The sequence below is a fragment of the Sporosarcina oncorhynchi genome (genome assembly GCF_033304615.1).
GTDB classification, from domain to species: Bacteria; Bacillota; Bacilli; order Bacillales_A; family Planococcaceae; genus Sporosarcina; species Sporosarcina oncorhynchi.
Map to the genome: position 1 here is coordinate 1,926,251 of NZ_CP129118.1, position 17,653 is coordinate 1,943,903.

Annotated in this window: 18 protein-coding genes; 1 reads left to right on the plus strand and 17 read right to left on the minus strand. The window is 43.1% G+C overall.

The genetic code is table 11. The features are described from left to right. Positions 1 to 8: 8 nt before the first annotated feature. From QWT69_RS09260 to QWT69_RS09325, 14 genes are all read right to left on the minus strand, one after another. Positions 9 to 341 carry a putative DNA-binding protein gene (locus tag QWT69_RS09260; protein WP_317965020.1) on the minus strand — a complete coding sequence of 111 codons (333 nt, stop codon included), beginning with the start codon at positions 339 to 341 and terminating at the stop codon, positions 9 to 11. 99 nt (positions 342 to 440) lie between these two features. Further along, entirely contained in the window at positions 441 to 1,436 is a 996-nt protein-coding gene (ftsY, locus tag QWT69_RS09265; RefSeq protein WP_317965022.1) for a signal recognition particle-docking protein FtsY, read from the minus strand. 33 nt (positions 1,437 to 1,469) lie between these two features. After that, positions 1,470 to 5,036 carry a chromosome segregation protein SMC gene (smc, locus tag QWT69_RS09270; protein WP_317965024.1) on the minus strand — a complete coding sequence of 1,189 codons (3,567 nt, stop codon included), beginning with the start codon at positions 5,034 to 5,036 and terminating at the stop codon, positions 1,470 to 1,472. 2 nt (positions 5,037 to 5,038) lie between these two features. Next, entirely contained in the window at positions 5,039 to 5,806 is a 768-nt protein-coding gene (gene rnc / locus QWT69_RS09275) for a ribonuclease III (protein ID WP_317965026.1), read from the minus strand. A gap of 269 nt (positions 5,807 to 6,075) precedes the next feature. Beyond that, a complete protein-coding gene (locus QWT69_RS09280; protein ID WP_431312277.1) occupies positions 6,076 to 6,309 on the minus strand; it encodes an acyl carrier protein in 234 nt (77 codons plus the stop codon). 156 nt (positions 6,310 to 6,465) lie between these two features. Beyond that, positions 6,466 to 7,209 carry a 3-oxoacyl-[acyl-carrier-protein] reductase gene (gene fabG, locus QWT69_RS09285; protein WP_317965030.1) on the minus strand — a complete coding sequence of 248 codons (744 nt, stop codon included), beginning with the start codon at positions 7,207 to 7,209 and terminating at the stop codon, positions 6,466 to 6,468. Between the two features lie 2 nt (positions 7,210 to 7,211). Beyond that, complete coding sequence (gene fabD / locus QWT69_RS09290; protein WP_317965032.1) at positions 7,212 to 8,150, minus strand: ACP S-malonyltransferase; 939 nt, start codon at positions 8,148 to 8,150, stop codon at positions 7,212 to 7,214. Next, entirely contained in the window at positions 8,147 to 9,139 is a 993-nt protein-coding gene (gene plsX, locus QWT69_RS09295) for a phosphate acyltransferase PlsX (protein WP_317965034.1), read from the minus strand. The genes fabD and plsX overlap by 4 nt, the downstream gene beginning before the upstream one ends. Then, a complete protein-coding gene (gene fapR / locus QWT69_RS09300; protein ID WP_317965036.1) occupies positions 9,136 to 9,720 on the minus strand; it encodes a transcription factor FapR in 585 nt (194 codons plus the stop codon). Before fapR ends, plsX begins: the two co-directional genes overlap by 4 nt. A 169-nt stretch (positions 9,721 to 9,889) precedes the next feature. Then, complete coding sequence (gene recG / locus QWT69_RS09305; RefSeq protein ID WP_317965038.1) at positions 9,890 to 11,938, minus strand: ATP-dependent DNA helicase RecG; 2,049 nt, start codon at positions 11,936 to 11,938, stop codon at positions 9,890 to 9,892. Continuing rightward, entirely contained in the window at positions 11,919 to 12,827 is a 909-nt protein-coding gene (sdaAA, locus tag QWT69_RS09310; RefSeq protein WP_317965040.1) for an L-serine ammonia-lyase, iron-sulfur-dependent, subunit alpha, read from the minus strand. The genes recG and sdaAA overlap by 20 nt, the downstream gene beginning before the upstream one ends. A gap of 42 nt (positions 12,828 to 12,869) precedes the next feature. Then, positions 12,870 to 13,532, minus strand: coding sequence for an L-serine ammonia-lyase, iron-sulfur-dependent subunit beta (sdaAB, locus tag QWT69_RS09315; protein ID WP_317965042.1), 663 nt, complete (start codon positions 13,530 to 13,532; stop codon positions 12,870 to 12,872). 130 nt (positions 13,533 to 13,662) lie between these two features. Continuing rightward, complete coding sequence (locus QWT69_RS09320) at positions 13,663 to 15,321, minus strand: DAK2 domain-containing protein (protein WP_317965044.1); 1,659 nt, start codon at positions 15,319 to 15,321, stop codon at positions 13,663 to 13,665. A gap of 21 nt (positions 15,322 to 15,342) precedes the next feature. Continuing rightward, a complete protein-coding gene (locus tag QWT69_RS09325) occupies positions 15,343 to 15,702 on the minus strand; it encodes an Asp23/Gls24 family envelope stress response protein (protein WP_317971013.1) in 360 nt (119 codons plus the stop codon). Positions 15,703 to 15,924: 222 nt separating this feature from the next. On the opposite strand from QWT69_RS09325, the gene rpmB reads away from it, so the two are divergent. Further along, the gene (rpmB, locus tag QWT69_RS09330) at positions 15,925 to 16,113 is read left to right on the plus strand and encodes a 50S ribosomal protein L28 (RefSeq protein ID WP_191693130.1); all 189 of its coding nucleotides are present in this window, start codon (positions 15,925 to 15,927) and stop codon (positions 16,111 to 16,113) included. Between the two features lie 51 nt (positions 16,114 to 16,164). Here rpmB and QWT69_RS17260 read toward each other — a convergent pair whose 3' ends face one another. Genes QWT69_RS17260 through rpe form a run of 3 tightly spaced genes read right to left on the minus strand, consistent with a single transcriptional unit; the run spans position 16,165 to position 17,652 of the window. After that, on the minus strand, positions 16,165 to 16,299 hold the full coding sequence (locus tag QWT69_RS17260) for a hypothetical protein (RefSeq protein ID WP_348539046.1): 135 nt from the start codon (positions 16,297 to 16,299) through the stop codon (positions 16,165 to 16,167). Positions 16,300 to 16,333: 34 nt separating this feature from the next. Beyond that, the gene (locus QWT69_RS09335) at positions 16,334 to 16,987 is read right to left on the minus strand and encodes a thiamine diphosphokinase (protein ID WP_317965048.1); all 654 of its coding nucleotides are present in this window, start codon (positions 16,985 to 16,987) and stop codon (positions 16,334 to 16,336) included. Then, the gene (rpe, locus tag QWT69_RS09340) at positions 16,987 to 17,652 is read right to left on the minus strand and encodes a ribulose-phosphate 3-epimerase (protein WP_317965050.1); all 666 of its coding nucleotides are present in this window, start codon (positions 17,650 to 17,652) and stop codon (positions 16,987 to 16,989) included. Before rpe ends, QWT69_RS09335 begins: the two co-directional genes overlap by 1 nt. Position 17,653 lies beyond the last annotated feature (1 nt).

Below are 17,653 nucleotides of genomic sequence, written 5' to 3' on the forward strand. Positions count from 1 at the left end.
AGAGCCCCCTACTCATGATCTTTTAATGCGGATAATAAATCTCGTGCATTTGCTTCCATCACATTTTGGCCTGATAAAAGCAGTTCCAACTCTTCAACGATTTCCATCCGATTCCGGAACTTCGAAAATAGATTCAATTTATGTTCATAGTCTTCAAGCATCGCTTCTGTTCTTTTGACATTGTCGTAGACAGCCTGTCTGGAAACACCGTATTCTTCAGCTATTTCACCTAGCGAAAGGTCATCCAGATAGTACAGCTGCATATAAATCCTCTGCTTCTCTGTCAACAATGTCTGATAAAAATCATAGAGGAAGTTGATGCGTGTCGTTTTTTCAAGCATCCCATTTCGCCCCCCACTGTCATCTTATTACGGGACGGATTATCCGTCAAGTATATTTACTTTAAAGGCAAGAACCGAAGACGGGAATCAAACAATTTTTCACTGTTCAGCTTCTTTTTCCAATCCATCTGCAAACAGTCCATATACGTATTTTTCAGGATCAAACGGCTGAAGATCGTCCATTCCTTCTCCAAGACCTACGAACTTAACAGGAATATCCAATTTGTTGCGAATCGCCAAGACGATTCCACCTTTTGCAGTTCCATCAAGCTTTGTCAATACAATACCCGTTACATTTGTCGCTTCCTTAAATGTCTGCGCTTGGATCATCGCATTTTGACCGGTTGTTGCGTCGAGTGCCAGTAGAACTTCATGAGGAGCTCCTTCAACTTCCTTGCCGATGACCCGGTGAACTTTTTCCAGTTCATTCATGAGATTCACTTTGTTTTGCAGACGCCCAGCCGTGTCGCATATCAACACATCTACATTGCGGTTTTTGGCAGCACGTATGGCATCATACATGACTGCTGCAGGGTCCGAACCTTCGGATTGCTTAATAACTTCCACGCCTACGCGTTCTCCCCAGACGACAAGTTGATCAATTGCACCTGCACGGAATGTATCACCTGCAGCAAGCATGACCGTTTTGCCTTCTTCTTTCAGCCGTGCAGCCATCTTTCCGATCGTTGTCGTTTTCCCTACTCCATTCACTCCTACCATCAAAATGACAGTCAATCCGTCCTGCATATTCAATTCTGTATCCAGTTCTTCGCCTGCTTTGTAGATCTCAACTAGTTTTTCAGAGATGAGAGATTGGATGCCGTCCGTATTCTTGATGTTTTTGCGTTGGACTTCCCATCTTAACTGATCAACAAGTTCCATTACAGTCTCGACACCGACATCTGCTTGCAGAAGCAACTCTTCAAGCTCTTCAAAGAACTCCTCGTCCACTTCTCTAAAACGTGCGACAAGATCATTTACTTTTGACGTAAATGAATTGCGCGTCTTTGATAGCCCATCTTTAAACTTTTCAGTAACTGTCACAGTTTCGGTCGTGCCAGTGATCTTTTCTTTCAATTTCTTAAAAAAAGACAAGCTCATTCTCTCCTTTTTCAATGGAAATATAATTTATAGTACATGATCCATAACTTCAGATGGAACTTCTGAAAGCTTCACTGAAATTAATTTAGAAACACCGGATTCCTGCATCGTAATTCCATAGAGGACATCCGCTCCTTCCATTGTACCTTTTCGATGTGTGATGACAATGAATTGAGTATTATTTGAGAACTTTTTCAAGTATTTACTGTATCTGATAACATTAGCTTCATCCAAAGCAGCTTCCACTTCGTCCAATATACAGAATGGCACCGGTCGCACTTCGATGATGGAAAACAGTAGCGTAATTGCTGTAAGCGCTCGTTCCCCACCTGACAATAAACTTAAGTTCTGTAGTTTCTTGCCTGGAGGTCTAGCGACAATTTCAACACCGGTTTCTAACAGGTTATTTGGGTCAGTCAATATGAGATCCGCATCCCCGCCACCGAACATTTCTTTGAACACATGATGAAATCTACTTTTGACAGCATTGAATGTCGTACTAAAGCGCATTTCCATTTCTTTATCCATTTCAGACATAGCTTCGTTCAATGTACTTTTTGCTTCTAGCAAATCATTCCGTTGTTCTGTTAAAAATTCATATCGCTCTGCTACTTCTTTGAATTCAAAAATCGCACTAGGGTTAACTGGACCGATATGTGTCAGTTCGTCTTTCAATTCATTCACGCGGCTTCTCGTTAAATCTATATCAAACTCAGTGTCACTCTCGAAATCCGGATACAAACCATACTCATCTAATAGCCGGTTCGTTATCGATTCATATTTCACTTCGAGACGTGACATGGTGATATTGATTTCGTTCAACTCAGACACGACTTGACTTTCCTCAATTCGCAACCCTTTTAATTGCTCTTCCTTGACATCAAGATTTGTCGCCAGCAAACTTCTATTCTCTCTGCTTTTCTTCAAGGCTTCTTCGATTGCAACTTTTTCAGAAGCCGTTTTTTCTATACTTCCGGCAATCTCCTCTGGTGACAAATCGATTCCCTTTTCATACTCTCCGTACAATGCCTGTTCTCGTTCCAATGAAATAATTTTCGATTCCATTTGCAAAATACTTTCTTCCATCTCAGTCAAAATTGATTGCTGATGTCCTTTTTGTTCTCGTAGGACCGCTAAATGTTCTCGAAGTTCACTGCTCTTTGTAACAAGCGCCGCCTCTTCCTTTCGTCTATCATTAGCGAGCCTTTCAAGCGTCTCTACTTCAGTGTGTGTCAATTCTAGAGTCGCTTTGACCGTCGCATGCCGACCAAGTAGCTGTTCTTTTCTATTTTGTAATTCAATTCCTGTGTTTTCAGACCCCGCTCTACCTCTGTCAATCATTGACAGTTCGGATTCATTTGTACGGATTTCCATATCGATATTACGAACTACCGTTTCGATTTCAGACATTTTCTGTTGTAAACCGTTTAAGTGCGTACGCCATTTTTCTGCATCATGCATATGACCAGCGACAGTCATCTGGAAATCACCGATTTTTGTTTTTGCAGTTTCTATCGAAGAGGACATTCGGTCGAGTTGATTTTGCAATGTCTCCATCTCTGCTTTTCTTGAAAACACAGTAGACTGACCCTTCGCTCCACCACCGGTCAATGAACCGCCGGCATTCACTACATCACCATCCAATGTGACTATTCGGTATTTGTAACCGATCAGCTTTGCCATAGCAGAAGCTCCCTGGAGAGTGCTTGCGACAATTGTCAATCCTAGAAGATTTTCCGCTATGATCGAGAATTCCGGTTTTGAGCGGACAAGATCGGCAGCCGTTCCAACATATTCTGGATGTTGCTCGACCATACGTATAATCGAAGACGGTAGGGTACGCGGCTTCATGATATCCCTCGGAAGAAAAGTGGCCCGACCTGCATTATTTTTCTTCAAATAACCGATAGCGCTTCTCGCTTCCACCTCGGTTGATGTGACAATATGCTGCATCGCACCCCCAAGTGCCGTTTCAATCGCCTTCATATAACGGTCATCCATTGAGATAAGCTCAGCTACTGCTCCATCCACCCCGCTTAGTTTGCCTTCACTATTGGCAATAAGCACTGCCCGGACACCTGAATAGAAACCTGAAAAATCAGCTTCCAGACTTTTTAATGCCCGCATCCTGCCTTGCATCTCTGAATATTTGTTCATGGCAGTCTGCAGGATTTGCTTCTGATTCGCCAATTCTGTTTCAGATGCATAAAATTGCTTGTCTGAATTTGCTAAAGCTTTTTTAGCCGTAGCCGTTTCCTCGTTCAGTGTGGTAATCATTTCAATTTGTACTGTTCTTTTTTCATTCAATTTAGCAATTGCGTTCTGTAAGACAGATGCTTGTTCTCCAATCCGATTTGTAGAGGTTAGTTCGCCTATCATTCGTTCTTCGACATGTTTTAAATCGTTACGGATGGTCGCTTCTTCGTTCAATAAATCGATATAAGATGCCTTCAGTTCTTCGATTTCATTCTCTGTCTCTTTCACTGAACGTTTAAGGATCTTCGTAATTTCATTCATTTCGGATTGAAGTTTTCCGATGCTTGTTTCTGTAGTTAACATCTTCTGTTTAGCTGTTTCAATTTTCATCGCAAGCTCTTCTTTGTTTTTCGCAAAAGAGGATAATTCACTTTGAACCCGGTTAAGTTGCTGCTCCGAATTCTTTTTCTTCTCTAGTGATAAAAGACGACGTCCCTCCCACTTCTCAGCTTCGGCGCTTTTTTCGACTAGTTGCTTTTGTAGCGAATCCGAATGACTATCCAGTTCATGAAGCCGTAGTTTCATTGCATTGGACTGCTTTTCAGTTTCTACTATTTTTCCAACAAGTTGTTCTCGTTTCGTATTTTTTTCATTTAATAGCTTCGTCTTCAACATAATGTCTTTCCGCAATGCCGCTCCGTCATAATTCAGAAGACGAACATCAGCTTCCCGCATTTCAACCGAAAGAATCTGATGACGCTCAGCGGCCTGCGCATTCTTCTCCAATGGACCCATGCGAACGTCCAGCTCATTTAAAATATCAAGCACACGATCCAGATTATCTTCTGTCTCAAACAGCTTATGCTCCGCTTTCTTTTTACGAGTTTTATATTTCAACACGCCGGCTGCTTCGTCAAAAATACTTCTTCTGTCTTCAGGTCGGCTATTAAGGATTTCATCTACACGGCCTTGGGATATGATTGAAAACGCCTCTTTTCCCAAACCAGAGTCCATGAACACGTCATTGATATCTTTTAGTCGGCATTGCTGACCATTAAGTAAATAATTACTTTCCCCTGAACGGAATACCCGTCTACTCACACTAATCTCTGTATAATCCAATGGAAATAAACCGTTCGTATTATCAAGAATTAGTGTCACTTCTGCAAAGTTCAATGGTTTGCGCGAATCACTGCCGGCAAATATGACATCTTCCATTTTTGCTCCACGAAGCGATTTGGCTGACTGTTCGCCTAGCACCCATCGGATCGCATCTGTAATATTGCTCTTGCCGCTGCCGTTCGGACCTACAATCGCCGTAACGCCTGGAACGAAATCGATTCCAATACGTTCTGCAAATGATTTGAACCCAATAATTTCAACTCTTTTTAGAAACACAATCAGTTCTCCCCTTCGGCCTCATTTCCTTTTAGTACATAAATGGCTTGACGGGCCGCTTCCTGCTCGGCTTCTTTTTTAGACCTTCCAATTCCTGTTCCAAGTTCACGATCATCCAATCGTACGACGGTTACAAACTTTTTCGCATGCGCTGGACCTTTCTCTTCAATGATTTCATAAGCCAAACTGCCAGTATTCGTCTGCTGGACCATTTCCTGCAGGCGGCTCTTATAATCCATCACATGCGAAAAAGCACCGTCTCCTATTTTCGGGAATACAACTTTTTCTAGAAACCCTGTTACAGGTTCCATTCCCTGATCTAAAAATAACGCTCCGATGTAAGCTTCAAAAACATCTGCAAGTAATGCTGGACGAAGCCTGCCACCTGTCTGTTCTTCCCCTTTGCCAAGCAAGATGAATTCCCCGAAATGCAATTCATTCGAGAATTTAACGAGCGAGGGTTCGCAGACGATTGCAGCACGCAATTTTGTCAGTTCCCCTTCACTCATGCCCGGCTCGGTTGCATAAAGGAATCTGGATACACCAAGTTCCAATACGGCATCTCCTAAAAACTCTAACCGTTCATTGTCCGTGAAGTTCTTCCTGCGATGTTCATTGACATAAGACGAATGGGTAAATGCATGATAAAGAAGTGATTCATCTTTGAAAAATATATTTAATTCGCGTTGAAGTTGTTCAAACTTCTTCCTCACTTCGATTGGAAGGATAGAAGTGGAGTGTTTACTTTTAATCGTTCGTTTATTGGTCATCAAGATTCTACCTTTCAATTCATAGTGATGTTAATTTTACATGGTTATGCCATCACATGCAAAGAGCATATTTATCCTATATAAAATGCCCTAGAGTCGTTGTCACCACGGGGCATATCAGCGCCTGTCGCAGTTGTACGGCCGCACTCCGCTTTTCTAACCGAAAAGAGATACTTTCGGTCCTTTTCTTTATGCAAGAAAGGACGAAAGCATCTCAATGGAAGTTTTATCAATTACGCAATTGCATAAGTGCACCCATTTTTCGGGAACTAATTTACTTTTTCTTCGATATATTTAACAGCATCACCGACAGTTCCGATTTTTTCGGCGTCGTCATCGGAAATTTCCATATCGAATTCATCTTCTAATTCCATTACAAGCTCAACGACATCCAAAGAGTCTGCGCCGAGATCGTCTTTGAAAGAAGCTTCAGGTTTTACTTCGCTTTCATCGACACCAAGACGGTCGACAACTACTTTCGTTACGCGTTCAAGTACTGACAAAACATTCACCTCCCCTCAATGAAATGCGGAGGGTGGCGTTTAGCCGCGACAGGCATAAGAAGGGCATGCGAAGCGGCGCTCTTTGCCGTACAGCATGACTAGCTTATGACCCGAGCAGCTGCCACCCGCAGCTGGACACTAACACTATACAGGTTATTACATTACCATACCGCCGTCGACATGAATAGTTTGTCCGGTAATATAATTTGCATCATTTGATAATAGGAATGCAACTGTGCCCGCAACGTCTTCGGCCGAGCCTAATTTGCCTAAAGGGATAGAACCTAACATTTGTGACTTCACTTCTTCAGGAAGTGCTTCTGTCATGTCAGTTGTTATAAATCCAGGTGCGACTGCGTTAACAGTGATGTTGCGGGTTGCTAATTCTCTAGCTGTTGTCTTTGTCAAACCGATGACGCCTGCTTTAGCAGCGACATAGTTTGCTTGTCCAGGGTTGCCGATAACGCCGACGATTGAAGCGAGGTTTATGATTTTCCCTGCACGTTGTTTCATCATCTGGCGAGTGACTGCTTTTGTACAAAGGAAGACGCCTTTTAAGTTGATGTCGATTACATCATCCCACTCGTCCTCTTTCATACGCATTAGCAGATTGTCACGTGTAATCCCCGCATTGTTTACAAGGAAATCGATAGACTGGAATGCATCCATCGTCGCATCGATCATTGCTTTCACTTGCTCGGAATCTGAGACGTTCGCTTGGAACGCAAATGCTTCTCCGCCTGCTTCACGAATTAATCCGACAACTTCATCCGCTTTATCCTTGCTTCCACTATAATTCACTACTACTTTAGCGCCTTCTCTGCCTAACTTCAACGCAATTTCCCGACCAATGCCTCGAGATGCTCCCGTAACGATCGCCGTCTTATTCTCAAACTTCATTTCTACCACCCTTTCGATGCTTCAATGACTGTTTCCAGCGTTTCCTCGTCATAGACAGGCATTACCGTTACTGAGCGATCAATCTTTTTCACTAACCCGCTTAATACTTTTCCAGGACCGCATTCAATGAAATGAGTAACTCCTGATTCAATCATTGTTCTTACAGAATCTTCCCAGAGAACGGGTGAATATAGTTGCTCTACTAATAATTGCTTAATCGCTACTTTGTCAGTGACCACTTGTGCGTTTACATTGGCAATGACAGGAATTTCAGCATCTGTCATCTGCACTTCATCCAGAGCTCCCGTCAACTTTTCAGCTGCCGGTTTCATAAGCGATGAATGGAATGGTCCGCTAACATTTAACGGAATCGCCCTTTTGGCACCCGCTTCCTTAAGTTCTACACAGGCCCGTTCGACTCCTTCTTTCGTGCCGGAAATAACAATTTGTCCTGGACAATTCATATTGGCCGGTTGAACGGGATAACCGTCTGCTGTTATCGTGTCGGTCACGGTTACCAATGCTTCTGCGTCCATACCAAGAATTGCGGCCATTGCTCCTTCACCCGCCGGCACTGCATCATTCATAAACTGTCCGCGCTTTCGCACAACCGAAACACCATCCTCGAATGATAACACACCAGAAGCGACGAGAGCAGTATATTCACCAAGACTATGACCAGCGGTATATGATGGCGTAATACCTGCTTCTATCAAACGAGATGCAACCATTGCACCGACCGTCAATAGTGCAGGTTGTGCATTATAAGTCACAGTAAGTTCTTCTTGAGGACCTTCTAACATTAAACGACTTAAATCCGCATTCAACACATCATCTGCAGTCTTAAAAAACGCTTTGCCATCCTCATGTTGTGCAAGTTCCGCTCCCATTCCAACCGCTTGTGAACCTTGCCCAGGGAAAATAAAAGCAATCTTCTTCATTCAGCATCCACCTTTCCGACAGTTCGTCCAATTGTTCCACATACATCAAACTCCACCATTGTTCGTGCTTGTCTAATCGCGTTGAAAATGGCATTCGCATTTGAAGAGCCGTGCGCTTTGATAACAGGCGAATTAAGCCCAAAAAGACCTGCTCCTCCGTACTCTGTATAATCCATCTTCTTCTTCAATCCTCGCAGATCATCTTTTACCATAGCTGCAGATAGCTTTGATTTTAATGAATTTCCATACACTTCTTTTAGCATCGTAAAGAAACCTGCCGCTGTTCCTTCAATCGTTTTCAAGACCATATTACCTGTGAATCCATCTGATACGACAACATCAGCAACACCGGTTAGAAGGTCCCTGGACTCGACATTTCCGATAAAATTAATTGGTGCATCTGTCAATAATGCATAAGCGGACTTTGTCAATTCGTTCCCTTTACCTTCTTCAGTACCAATATTCAACAGTCCGACGCGTGGTTTTTCGATCCCTCTCACCTTTTGCGCATAGATACTTCCCATAATTGCATACTGGCGTAGATGATCAGGCTTTGCATCAGCATTCGCTCCAACATCAAGAAAAACAAACCCTTGCCCATTAATTGTCGGAAGTGTCGGCGATAAGGCCGGACGGTCAATCCCGTCAATACGTCCAACGATGAACAGACCAGCGGCCATAAGTGCTCCAGTATTGCCGGCAGATACGCACGCATCAGCCTCCCCATCTTTTACAGATTGGGCCATTCGGACCATCGAAGCATCCTTTTTCCGACGAATCGCCCGTACAGGTTCATCTTCCGCCTCAATCTTTTCGGTGCAATGAATAACTGTTAAACGGTCATGTTGTTTCATAAATGGAGACATTTTGTCCTCATCTCCATAAATATGTATATGTATATCTTCAAATTCAAGAAGACTTTTCACTGCTCCGTCAATAATTTCTCCAGGTGCATGATCTCCACCCATTCCGTCCAATGCGATAATCATCTGTTTTTCCTCCCGCTTTGTTCAGTTGTCTGATACATTTGGAATTCACCTGTGAAAATGACATCGCTTCCGACTGTCGAAGTCACTTCAACAAAAGTCCGTTTCTCGTTCGATCGCTTTTTGTCCACATTTGCACGTGCAATGACGCGATCTCCAACTTTAACAGACTTCAGGAAATTGACAGTCGTAGTCACTGTCAAAGCAAGATCATCATCAAGAACAGCAACAGCAAGTGAATTGGCTTGGGCGAATAAATGATGCCCTCTCGCGATTCCATTACGCTGAAACACATGATCTTCTGTGACGTCAAATATCGAAATTGCACGCTTATCTAGCTCTATATCAATAATTTCACCGATGACTTCATCAGATTGAAGAGATTTCACTTCTGCTTCCATCGTTCGTGCGGCGACCGTCTTCAACCGCTCTCGCAATTCGGGGATGCCACATTCCAGGCGATCCAGGCGAATTGTCTGAACGCTGACATTAAATTGCTTCGCCAACTCTTCATCAGTCATAAAAGGATTTTGTTCAAGGCTATCTGCAAGACGTATCTGCCTGTCCCCTTTGGGAATTCTCACTCCATTCACCCTTCCGGATTAGCACTTGGTACTAACACCAGTATATTATCACAGTTCTTGATTGATTTCTACAAAACAATTGCAAGGAAGCCTTGAAACGAATATATCCCACGCAAAAAAGGGTCTGCAAGAGAGAGAGATGACAACTCACTTGCGGACCACTTGTCATTCAGTCTATACGTTCTTGTGATAGAGCGCCTGATTTTTTGAGATTCGTGCGTAATTTTGCATACGCATCTTCAGTCCAAAAAGCAGTTGACGCCAACATGTCTTCGGCGTCTTTTCTAGCTGTTTCGAGTGCTCTAAAATCATGTACAAGATCCGCCATCTTAAATTCCGGCATGCCGCTTTGTTTTCTGCCAAAAAAGTCTCCGGCACCTCGGAGTTCCAGATCTTTTTCCGCCAAAAGGAAACCATCATTCGTTTCAGTCATCGACTGCATCCGTTCTTTACCTTCCTCGTTTTTCGGGTCAGCCAAGAGAACACAATAAGACTGATCGGCTCCTCTGCCAACTCGACCTCTTAACTGATGAAGCTGTGCGAGTCCGAAACGTGTGGCATCATAAATGAGCATGAAAGTCGCATTGGGAACATTGACCCCCACCTCCACTACAGTCGTCGAAACAAGGCAGTCTATTTTCCCGTCGCTGAAATCACGCATGATTTCATCTTTTTCAGCAGGAAGGAGTCTGCCGTGCATCAGACCAACTGTGTAGCGGCCAGCAAAATGGGCAGTTAGCTGAGCATGTACATCCACCGCATTTTGGACATCCAATTTGTCAGACTCCTCAATGAGTGGACAAATGACATAAGATTGCCTGCCGGCTTGCAATTCTTTCTCCATCTTTTGCAGAACAGGCAATAAGGAGTCTTCTTTCAACCAATATGTCTCAATTTTTTTTCGTCCGGCCGGCATTTCGTCTAAAATCGATACATCCATTTCTCCAAATGCGGTTATCGCCAACGTTCTAGGAATCGGCGTTGCCGTCATGAAAAGAACATCCGGGCTAAGCCCTTTTTCACGCAGCACACGTCGCTGTTCGACTCCGAAACGGTGCTGTTCATCTGTTATAACAAGGCCAAGTTTTGCAAATTCTACGTCAGGTTGAATCAACGCATGTGTACCAATAATTAAATCGATTTCACCTTTTGACAATTGTTCCAAAATGATTTTGCGTGTTTTGCTTTTAGTCGACCCTGAAAGGAATGCAATCGTAACTCCAAATGGTTCAAGCCACTCCGAAAGTGAGTCTGCATGCTGCTCTGCAAGGATTTCCGTCGGAGCCATTAGCGCTCCCTGAAAAGATGCTGTAATAGCACCGAACAATGCGATAGCCGCAACGACTGTCTTTCCTGAACCCACATCGCCTTGAAGCAACCGGTTCATCCTTACCGGACTTTTCATTTCAGCACACAGCTCGTTGACAACCCTTTTTTGTGCACCAGTTAGTTCGAAAGGCAACGAAGAAATAAATGCTTTCAAGCGATCAAGATCATAGTCTATCTGAGTGCCTCTTTCGTCTTCTTTCCTTTTGTTCTTCAGGTAAATCATTTTCAATTGAAATTCCAATAGTTCTTCGTAAACGAATCTTCTTCTCGCTTGCTTTACATCTACAGGGGATTTCGGGAAATGGACCATTTCTAACGCTTCTCCAATTGCGGGAAGCATATATGCTTCCCGCAATGAAACAGGAAGTGCATCTTCCATTTCATTCACACAAAGATCTAGCGCCTGTCTCATATATTTACGAAATGTCTTTTGATGCATAACATTTTTCAAACTATAGACTGGTTCAAAATCGGCCTGATCTGCCTTCGGTCCCATATTGAAATTACTTACATTGATTACTTGCCTGCCGCGGTCCCATTTACCTGTAACTGTAATGGTCGCTCCAATGCTCATTCTGTCTTTCAAATAATGTTGATTGAAAAAGACAGCTTTGATTAAATGATTTCCTGCTAGCAGACGTACTTGCATGCGTGAACGGTTTTTCCCTAAAAAAAGAACGGAAGGCTCGCTTTCGACCCTTCCTTCAATCGTGACACGTTCATTATGTGGTGTTTCGGCGAGATTTTTGAGTCTGAAGTCTTCATGACGATACGGAAATGTGTCGATCAATTGTTCAATTGTACCGATTCCTAGTTTTTGAAGTTGTTCAGCCGATGCTTTGCCGACACCTTTCAAATTCAGAACCGAATCATGAATTGACGGTGTCACGACCCGCTTTATCCTTCCCGAAAATCTCGGCTTCCAGCGCTTTTCCTGTTGGAGTAGCTGCTAATCCGCCTTTAGCTGTTTCTCTGAGTGCAGAAGGCATACTTTGACCGATTTTATGCATCGCTTCAATCACTTCGTCTGTAGGTATTTTACTGACAACACCTGCAAGTGCCATATCTGCGCCGACAATCGCTTTTGCAGCGCCCATTGCATTCCGTTTCACACAAGGGACTTCTACAAGACCTGCTACTGGATCACAAACAAGACCAAGCATATTCTTCATGACGATTGAGAAAGCTTCCGCACTCTGCTGTGGTGTCCCTCCTGCCATTTCAACAATAGCTGCCGCAGCCATAGATCCTGCAGAACCTGTTTCAGCCTGACATCCACCAGCTGCACCCGAAATAGATGCATTATTGGCGACGATGAAGCCAAAAGCACCTGACGTAAATAGATAGTTCACCATCTGTTCACGCGTCGGATTCAATTTGTCTTTCACAGCGAAAAGAGTACCCGGTACGATTCCAGCAGCCCCTGCTGTCGGCGTAGCACAAATCATCCCCATAGCTGCATTCACTTCGTTCGTTGCGACTGCTTTACTGACCGCATCCAATAGAAGTTCACCCGATAAGGATTTACCTGTTTTTATATAGTTTTGGAGTAGCACCGCGTCTCCACCCGTTAATCCCGAAGTAGATTGCACCCCTTTCAATCCTTCTTCAATCGCTGCCTCCATGACTGATAGATTATTGTCCATTTGTGCAATAATTTCTTCACGTGTGCGTCGTGTTATCAACATTTCCTGTTCAATCATAATTTCAGAAATTGGCTTGCTCTCTTTTTCTGCAAGAGCGACTAATTCTTTTACATTGCTAAACAATACGTCCATATATATTTTCCTCCTCAGTTTGCTAGGGTGATTATTGTACAATCAATTTGCTAGAGTTGAAACTTGCGTCACGTTCGGTAAAGCTTTTAGTTGATCTGTCAGACTTTCGTCAAACATTTGATCCACTTCTATGACCATAAGCGCCATCTTCCCTTTTTCCTTACGTCCGACTTCCATATGCGCAATGTTCATGTCATGGGCAGCAATTACATTTGAAACACCTGCAATGACACCAGCCCTGTCGTCATGGACAACAAGCAAGGCTGGGAAATGACCGGAAAGTCGGAGAGGAAACCCATTCAACTCAACAACTTCCATCGTCCCGCCACCGATTGAAATTCCGACTAGTTCCATTTCGCCTAAACTGTCTCCGATAATAACCCGAGCTGTGTTCGGGTGAACAGCTTCTTCCTCTTCAGGAATGAATTCAAACGTCATGCCGAGCGCTGTAGCGTCTTCAAACGATGTTTTGATGCGTTCATCAAATGTATCATAATTAAGAAGGCCACCGATAATTGCCACATCGGTACCATGACCTTTATACGTTTCTGCAAAAGAACCATAAAGATGAATTTTTGCATATTCCGGTTGTCTGCCAAACAGATCCCTTGCCACAAGACCTATTCTTGCAGCACCCGCTGTATGTGATGATGAAGGTCCTACCATTACAGGACCGATAATTTCAAATACGGATCTATATTTCAATCTAAATACCCCCTTAAGTAAAAGCAAAGCGCTTACACATAGTTTACATGAATCAACCAATAAAAACAAAACAGAGAATACAAAGAGAACGGTATACTCAGAATCGAGCATACCGTTCTCATCAGCACTTTCATTCAACCGAGAGAATATATGGATAAAGCGGTTGTTTACCATTATACAGTTCCACTTCGATATGATCGTAAGTGGATTCTACAAACTTGGCGATTTCAGAAGCATCTTCATCTGAAACCCCTTCACCATAAATGAGAGTAACGATTTCATCGTCTTCATCAATCAGTGAATCCAGTAATGATTTCATCACTGTGTCTAATGATGGATTTGATAGTATGATTTTGCTGCCCGCAAGACCCATGAAATCATCTTTTCGAATGGATATGCCATCAATGGATGTATCACGGATAGAATGTGTTACTTGTCCAGTCTTAACCCCAGATGCAGCATTCGACATCGTTTTTTCGTTTTCAGCCACTTCCGCTTCTGGATTAAAAGCAAGAATTGCTGCTAACCCTTCAGGAATTGATTTTGTTTCAACGACAGCCGCTTCGATGCCACTTACTTCAGCAGCCTGTTTTGCTGCCATGATAATATTTTTATTGTTCGGTAAAATGATTGCGCGTTCTGCGCCGACATCTTTAATCGCTTTGACAATATCTTCTGTTGAAGGATTCATTGTCTGTCCACCTTCGATAACTGTCGATGCTCCGATACTTTTCAGTAATTCCGCTACACCAGCACCCATTGCGACAGTTATAACTGCATATGGATGGGATGAAACTTCAGCTGGATTCGCAGAATGCTGTTCACCGACAATATCAATATGCTGTTGACGCATGTTCTCGATTTTTATATTTATAAGCGAACCATATTGTTGCGCATAATTTAGCGCATCTCCAGGCTCTTCAGTGTGGATATGTACTTTCGCTAATTCTTCATCGGAAATGACAAGGAGTGAATCACCGAATTTACTAAGATCCAATCGGAATTCTGTTTCTTCAAACGGATGACTTTTCGACTTTTCATCCTCGAATTTGACCATGAACTCCGTGCAGTATCCATAAACGATATCTTCCGTGTTCATGAATCCTTGAACGCCACGGTGATGCTCGGCATTCACCATTTCATCCATCGAGTCAGTAGCAACCCGCTCAGGAAGTTCTTCACCTTTTAGACACGCAAGAAAGCCTTCGTAAACATATACAAGACCTTGTCCACCACTATCGACGACACCAACTTCTTTCAACACGGGAAGTAGGTCAGGCGTACGTTTTAATGAAGCTTTAGATTCTTCGACAATTGCTTCCATAACAAGAATAATGTCTTCAGTTGTTTTTGCAACTTCAACGCCTTTATTGGCAGCATCTTTGGCAACAGTTAAAATCGTACCTTCTACAGGCTTCATAACAGCTTTATAAGCCGTTTGAACACCGTATTCCAGTGCCTCAGCAAATTTACCGCTCGTCAATGTCGCCTCTTCTTCAACCGCTTTTCCAAACCCACGGAACAATTGAGACAGGATGACACCCGAATTCCCACGAGCTCCCATTAATAGACCTTTGGACAACGCCTGTGCTGTCTTACCCAGATGAGTAGTCACATGAGCTGCAGTCTCTTTTGCGCCTGACGTCATGGACAAATTCATATTCGTTCCTGTATCGCCATCGGGTACTGGAAACACGTTTAATGAATCGACATAATCCGCATTTAGATGAAGATGATGAGCTCCCATTTTCACCATATCCGCAAATTTAACTCCATCAATAAAATTCATTGCAATGTTTTCCTCCTTCAATCAGTTCGTCACCCGAACTCCTTGAACAAATATATTCACAGAAGCTACCGTTAACGATAATGTCTTTCTTAGTGTGTACATGACTTTGGACTGCACTTGGTAGGCAACTTCAGAGATTTTAGTTCCGTAACCGACTATGACGTACATATCAATATGCGTTTCATCACCGATATTCCTCACGATAACCCCTTTGGTATAATTTTCTTTACCTAGGATATCCGTAAGACCATCACGGATCTGATGACGCGAAGCCATGCCGACAATTCCGTAGCATTCGATAGTCGCCTCTCCAACCACTTGGGCTATGACGTCATTCGTAATATCTATTGTTCCGTAATCGTTTTTCAATTCAATGGACATGAAAGCTTCCCCTCCTGCATCCTTAATCGATATTTCCATTGTACTATACACTTTAACTTAAGAAAAGGAGAACTATCTGATTGCTAAAGAAGATCTGTAAAGGTATTCTCCTTGAAAGAGCAGTAAAAAAGGTTGCAAGGCGTTATTTCCTGTGATAAAGTATTATGGTATGCGAATTAGATAGTGAATCGCTTAATCATTATTAGCGAGGAGGACATAAACATGGCTAAAGAATGTGTAATTACTGGTCGTAAAGCTAGTGCGGGGAACAATCGTTCACACGCAATGAATGCTAACAGACGTACTTGGGGAGCTAACCTTCAAAAAGTCCGTATTCTTGTAAACGGCAAGCCGAAGCGCGTTTGGGTATCTGCAAGAGCACTCAAATCAGGTAAAGTACAGCGCGTTTAAGGTATATGCGCAAAGTATACTTCCAAAGAAATAAAACGCCAGGCCGATTAATCAGCCTGACGTTTTTTCTTTTTTCCTTTTTCGGTCCCGTTGACTTGCAGTTGCTGCCGCTTGACTTTTCGACTTATCGTCCTTTTGGAAAACAACCATGCACTTTCGGACGAAACTACTGAGAAACTTTGGCATCGTAAATGTATAAACTCGCAATTCCCCGCTCCTTTCAGGAATCTGAACTCCTTACCATTAAGCATATGCCTTGCCGGAATGAGATAGTACAAACTTCTGCAATCAGTTCATTGCTAGTAAATTTCGTCATCCCCATCCCGATTTCAGCATTCACCGTCTCGTACTTGAAGCCTGTTAACGTCAGACCGGAAACGGTGCCCCCAAAAGCGAAGAATGATACATAAGGTAGTTCATCAACTTTATAGATTCTATGAACACCAGAGCGGAAAAATGCCAATTCATTTGAAGCATTTCTTATCGAGAATAAAACACCTGCATTTTCAAATTGCAGACGGTATAACAGATGCAACACAGATTGAAAATGATCCAGCCTTCCACCTGTTACACCTGTTAAAATGATTTCTTCAGGTTCCAGCTCGAGCGCCCGTATGATGGCCAACTCTGTGTCTGTTTCATCTTTGTCTGAATTGAAGACGGACACTTCCTCCACGCACTCTTTGATCAGCTCTAGCTGAGTCGCTGTTATGGAATCGAAGTCACCGATGGCAATAGACGGTATAATGCCTAAATCCATGAGATGAACAGTACCGCGATCTACTCCAATGAATAGCGTGTCTTCTGAACTGCAGGCTTGCAAATCAGGCAATTCTTCTAAAGGACCACCGGCACATATGATGATTCTGTTCATCAGGTAAGCGCACTTTCTCCAGCTGTTTTAATCCGTTGTAATGCCGCTGCCCTGTCCGCTTCATTGTAAATCGCCGACCCCGCAACAAAGATTGTCGCACCCGCTTCTACACATGGAATAATTGTTTCTTCATTAATGCCGCCGTCTATTTCAATCTCAATTGACAATCCTTTTTCTTTAATAATTTCAGACAGTTGCTTTACTTTTGGGATGACGGAATGAATGAATTTTTGTCCGCCGAAACCTGGATTGACAGTCATAAATAGCACCATATCGATATCTTCAAGCACATGTTTGATCTGTTCGACAGGCGTATGAGGATTAAGCACAACCCCCGGTTTCACACCAAATGAGCGAATTAGTTGGATCGTTCTATGCAGATGCTTGCATGTTTCTACATGAACCGTAATATAGTCTGCTCCTGCCTTCGCAAACGCTTCAATATACGCATCCGGATTCTCAATCATGAGATGGACATCCAGTGGGAGTTTTGTTATAGGACGTAATGCTTCGACAACAATCGGCCCCATTGTGATGTTCGGAACAAAATGGCCGTCCATGACATCAATATGGATAAGTTCGGCGCCTGCTTTCTCGACTTCCAATACTTCTTCAGCTAATTTCGAGAAATCGGCTGCTAAAATAGAAGGTGCAATTTTTATCATT

What these genes read in the sequence shown, in the direction of transcription:
- QWT69_RS09260 (WP_317965020.1), bottom strand. Translation starts at nt 341, where the DNA reads ATGCTTGAAAAAACGACACGCATCAACTTCCTCTATGATTTTTATCAG.
- rnc (WP_317965026.1), bottom strand. Translation starts at nt 5,806, where the DNA reads ATGACCAATAAACGAACGATTAAAAGTAAACACTCCACTTCTATCCTT.
- fabG (WP_317965030.1), bottom strand. Translation starts at nt 7,209, where the DNA reads ATGAAGTTTGAGAATAAGACGGCGATCGTTACGGGAGCATCTCGAGGC.
- fabD (WP_317965032.1), bottom strand. Translation starts at nt 8,150, where the DNA reads ATGAAGAAGATTGCTTTTATTTTCCCTGGGCAAGGTTCACAAGCGGTT.
- plsX (WP_317965034.1), bottom strand. Translation starts at nt 9,139, where the DNA reads ATGATTATCGCATTGGACGGAATGGGTGGAGATCATGCACCTGGAGAA.
- sdaAA (WP_317965040.1), bottom strand. Translation starts at nt 12,827, where the DNA reads ATGGACGTATTGTTTAGCAATGTAAAAGAATTAGTCGCTCTTGCAGAA.
- QWT69_RS09320 (WP_317965044.1), bottom strand. Translation starts at nt 15,321, where the DNA reads ATGAATTTTATTGATGGAGTTAAATTTGCGGATATGGTGAAAATGGGA.
- QWT69_RS09325 (WP_317971013.1), bottom strand. Translation starts at nt 15,702, where the DNA reads ATGTCCATTGAATTGAAAAACGATTACGGAACAATAGATATTACGAAT.
- rpmB (WP_191693130.1), top strand. Translation starts at nt 15,925, where the DNA reads ATGGCTAAAGAATGTGTAATTACTGGTCGTAAAGCTAGTGCGGGGAAC.
- QWT69_RS17260 (WP_348539046.1), bottom strand. Translation starts at nt 16,299, where the DNA reads ATGCCAAAGTTTCTCAGTAGTTTCGTCCGAAAGTGCATGGTTGTTTTC.
- QWT69_RS09335 (WP_317965048.1), bottom strand. Translation starts at nt 16,987, where the DNA reads ATGAACAGAATCATCATATGTGCCGGTGGTCCTTTAGAAGAATTGCCT.
- rpe (WP_317965050.1), bottom strand. Translation starts at nt 17,652, where the DNA reads ATGATAAAAATTGCACCTTCTATTTTAGCAGCCGATTTCTCGAAATTA.